Source organism: Flavobacterium sp. (assembly GCF_040382755.1).
GTDB lineage: Bacteria > Bacteroidota > Bacteroidia > Flavobacteriales > Flavobacteriaceae > Flavobacterium.
Genome location: NZ_JBEIET010000154.1, coordinates 1 through 3,969, shown reverse-complemented (window position 1 = coordinate 3,969; position 3,969 = coordinate 1). Strand labels below are relative to the sequence as shown.

4 protein-coding genes are annotated in these 3,969 nt (G+C 30.3%); 3 read left to right on the top strand and 1 reads right to left on the bottom strand.

All coding sequences use genetic code 11. From position 1 onward, the window contains the following. The first annotated feature begins 144 nt into the window (after positions 1-144). The 3 genes from ABWO04_RS10325 to tsaB all read left to right on the top strand — a co-directional run bounded on the left by ABWO04_RS10325 (position 145) and on the right by tsaB (position 3,581). Positions 145-1,506 carry a TolC family protein gene (locus ABWO04_RS10325; RefSeq protein WP_353079627.1) on the top strand — a complete coding sequence of 454 codons (1,362 nt, stop codon included), beginning with the start codon at positions 145-147 and terminating at the stop codon, positions 1,504-1,506. 4 nt (positions 1,507-1,510) lie between these two features. Further along, complete coding sequence (locus ABWO04_RS10320; protein ID WP_353079626.1) at positions 1,511-2,836, top strand: efflux RND transporter periplasmic adaptor subunit; 1,326 nt, start codon at positions 1,511-1,513, stop codon at positions 2,834-2,836. A gap of 79 nt (positions 2,837-2,915) precedes the next feature. Then, on the top strand, positions 2,916-3,581 hold the full coding sequence (gene tsaB / locus ABWO04_RS10315; protein WP_353079625.1) for a tRNA (adenosine(37)-N6)-threonylcarbamoyltransferase complex dimerization subunit type 1 TsaB: 666 nt from the start codon (positions 2,916-2,918) through the stop codon (positions 3,579-3,581). Positions 3,582-3,647: 66 nt separating this feature from the next. Here tsaB and ABWO04_RS10310 read toward each other — a convergent pair. Continuing rightward, positions 3,648-3,969, bottom strand: a 322-nt coding sequence (locus tag ABWO04_RS10310) for a NifU family protein (protein WP_353079624.1), incomplete at its 5' end; no start/stop codon positions are given.

Below are 3,969 nucleotides of genomic sequence, written 5' to 3'. Positions count from 1 at the left end.
TGTAAAACGATTTTAAGAAAAACAAAAAATATAAGAAAATATTGTATTCTGTTTTAAATTATTTCTGGTATAAAAGTAAAATTTTTAATTGTAAAGTGTAACATTTTTAATAAACAATGGTCAAATAGTAAAACAATTATTATAATGAAGTCAGTACAAATCGTTTTGATACTATTTTTTGTGAGTGTTACTTCTTTTGCCCAAGAAAAAAAATGGACATTAAAAGAATGTATTTATTATGCCATAAAAAATAATATTTCCATTAAACAATCGGAATTAGATACGCAAACTACAGCTATCGCTAAAAAAGACGCTATTGGTAATTTTTTACCAAACGTAAACGCATCTTCATCGCATTCTTGGAATATTGGTTTAAATCAAAACATTACAACGGGTTTATTAGAAAATCAAACGACGCAATTTACCTCTGCAAATTTAAATGCAAATGTGGATATTTTTAAAGGATTGCAAAATGTAAATCAGTTAAGAAAAGCCAATTTAGCTATAATTGCTTCTCAATATCAGTTAACGAAAATGCAAGAAGATATTGCTTTAAACGTAGCCAATGCTTACTTACAGATTTTATTTAATAAAGAAAATTTAAAAGTTCAAACCCAACAAAAGTTACTTAATACAATCCAATATAACAGAACTGTTGAATTAGTGGAAGCAGGAAATGTTCCAAAAGGCGATTTGTTAGACATCCAAGCTACTATGGCTACAGGAAATCAGCGTGTAATTGTGGCTGAAAACAGTTTGTTATTATCTAAATTAAGTTTAGCACAATTATTACAGATTAAAGATTTTCAAAATTTTGATATTTCGGAAGACGATATGCCTTCGATGTTATCAACGGTTTTAAACGAAACACCAGAAGCGGTAATTGCCAAAGCCAAAGAAAACAGAACGGAATTAAAAATTGCTGAAACCAATGTGGCAGTAGCAGAAAAAGACATTTCTATTGCAAAAGGAGCTTATTTACCAACTTTAACCGCTTTTTATGGTTTCAATACCAGAGCGTCAAATTCAAACGGTTTTGAAATAATTAACGGTGTACCGATAGTAACGAGTCCAAAACCTTTGTTTGATCAATTTAGTACAAACAAAGGTCAAAATTTTGGTTTGTCACTAAATATTCCAATTTTTAATGGTTTTGCTGTGAAAAACAATGTAGCTCGAACAAAAATTGCATTAGCGAAAAGTCAGTTAGCCAAAGATCAACAAGAATTAGATATTGAGCGCAATGTATTTACAGCGTATACGGATACAAAAGCTGCAAAAGAAAGTTATGAAGCTGCATTACAAATTGTAAAAGCCCGCGAATTAGCAATGCAATACGCAAAAGACAGATACGAAATTGGTATGATGAATATTTTTGATTACAACCAATCTCAAACTGCTTTCGTAAACGCACAATCAGAAGTATTAAGAACCAAATATGATTATATTTTTAGAATTAAAATTTTAGAATTTTATTTCGGAATTCCACTTATAGAAAAACAATAAAGCTATGTCAAGAAAAAAATTATTTATCATTTTAGGAATTGTAGTTGCAGTGATTGTACTATTAATTATTCTTAAAAAATCAGGAAAAATTGGAAATAACGACGACAGTAAAATCGTAGAAGTTTCCAAAGCAGAAACGATGACGATTATTGAAACCGTTTCGGCAACTGGTAAAATTCAACCAGAAGTTGAAATTAAAATTATGCCAGAAGTTTCAGGTGAAATTATTGCTTTAAACGTAAAAGAAGGGCAGGAAGTAAAAAAAGGACAATTATTGGTAAAAATCAATCCAGACATTTATACTTCTGGAGTTGACCGAACTGTGGCGTCTTTATCAACTTCAAAAGCTGGTGTAAGTCAGGCTGATGCCCAAGTTAAAGAAGCGAAAGCCAATTACGACAGAAATAAAAAACTTTACGATAAAGGCGTAATTTCTCGTGCAGAATGGGACAGAATTGTTTCTGCTTATGAAGTGGCAGTTGCCAGTAAGCAATCAGCATATTATCAAATGAAATCGGCTTCGGCAAACGTAACAGAAGCAAGTGATAATTTAAAAAGAACTACCATTTTTGCTCCTGCTGACGGAACGATTTCTAAATTAGATATTGAATTAGGAGAGCGTGTTTTAGGACAACAACAAATGGCTGGTACAGAAATGATGCGAATTGCCAACTTAAATAATATGGAAGTTGAAGTAGATGTAAATGAAAATGATATTGTAAAAGTAAGTATTGGCGATTCGGCAAAAATTGAAGTGGATGCTTATTTAAAAAGAAAATTTGATGGTGTAGTTACAAGTATTTCTAACTCAGCTACAACAGGCTTAACGGCAGATCAAGTAACAAATTTTAAAGTAAAAGTTCGATTAGTAAAAGAATCGTATCAAGATTTATTAGAAGGAAAACCAGTGAGCTATTCTCCTTTTAGACCAGGAATGACTGCAACTGTAGATATCGAAACAAAAAGAAGCACAAATGTTTTAGCAGTTCCAATTAGTGCCATCGTAATTAAAGACGACACAACTTCAACCAAAAAAGATATTGTTGCCGAAATTGAAAAAGAAGAAGCAGAAAAAAAAGGGAAAGTACCTTTAAAAGATATTAAATTTGAATGTGTTTTTGTAAAAGTTGGTGATAAAGCCAAAATTAGAGTCGTAAAAACAGGAATTCAAGATGATACGAATATTGAAATTTTATCTGGCTTGAAAAAAGGAGATGAAATTATTATAGGACCGTACACTTTAGTTTCAAAAGACTTACTGCCAAATGATAAAGTAAGATTAGAAACCAAATCTGACCAAGATAAAAAAGCTAAAGAACAAAAAAGTTAGTTAAAACAGTTTTGATTTTAGAAAAGGCACAAGAAATTGTGTCTTTTTTTGTTACTTTGTGTACTAAATTTAAAATAAAATGGCTTTAATTCTGAATGTAGAAACCGCTACAAAAAATTGCTCAGTTGCTTTATCAAAAGATGGTAAAACGCTTGCAATAAGAGAAATAGCAGAACAAAATTTTTCTCACGCTGAAAAATTACATATTTTTATTGAGGAACTTTTTGCTGAATCCCATTTAAAATTACAAGATTTAAGTGCGATTGCTGTTAGTCAAGGACCAGGTTCTTATACAGGTTTACGAATTGGGGTTTCTGCAGCAAAAGGGTTGTGCTATGCATTATCTATTCCTTTAATAGCCGTCGATACTTTAGAAATTCTGGCAAGAAAAATAAATATATCAAACGGAATTATTTTACCTATGATTGATGCCAGAAGATTAGAAGTATACAGTGCGTTTTTTGATAGCAATTATGCTAAAATTAGAGAAACCAAAGCGGAAATTATTGATGAAAATTCGTTTCAAGAGGAAACAGAAATATTACATTTAATTGGCGATGGCGCGATGAAATTTAAAGAAATATTAACGGATGAAAAATTTAAATATTATCCTGAAATTCAATTTCCATCTGCTGCCGAAATGAGTTTAATTTCCTTTCAAAAATTTCAAAATAACCAATTTGAAGATGTAGCTTATTTCGAACCTTTTTATTTAAAAGATTTTGTTTTAATTACTAAAAAATAAATTTTAAATATTAAAAAAGGGCTATTTACATAATATAAACAGCCCTTTTTTTATTGTAAGAAAAAATTAGCCATTCATAGCTTCTACTATAATTGAATTATTTTTTAACATATCGCGTAACATATTTTCAATTCCGTTTTTCAAAGTAAATGTTGAAGACGGACAACCACTACAAGCGCCTTGAAGCGTCACTTTTACTACATTTGTGCTTTCGTCATACGAGTTAAAAGTAATATTTCCACCATCGCTTTGAACAGCAGGTTTTACATATTCTTCCAAAATATTGATGATTTGTTGAGAGGTAACATCTAAATTATCAAAAAATTCTTCTTGTTTAATTTTGAAATTATCTGTTTTTTCAATCAAACTTTCATCAACAACTAAATCG

What these genes read in the sequence shown, in the direction of transcription:
- ABWO04_RS10320 (WP_353079626.1), top strand. Translation starts at nt 1,511, where the DNA reads ATGTCAAGAAAAAAATTATTTATCATTTTAGGAATTGTAGTTGCAGTG.
- ABWO04_RS10325 (WP_353079627.1), top strand. Translation starts at nt 145, where the DNA reads ATGAAGTCAGTACAAATCGTTTTGATACTATTTTTTGTGAGTGTTACT.
- tsaB (WP_353079625.1), top strand. Translation starts at nt 2,916, where the DNA reads ATGGCTTTAATTCTGAATGTAGAAACCGCTACAAAAAATTGCTCAGTT.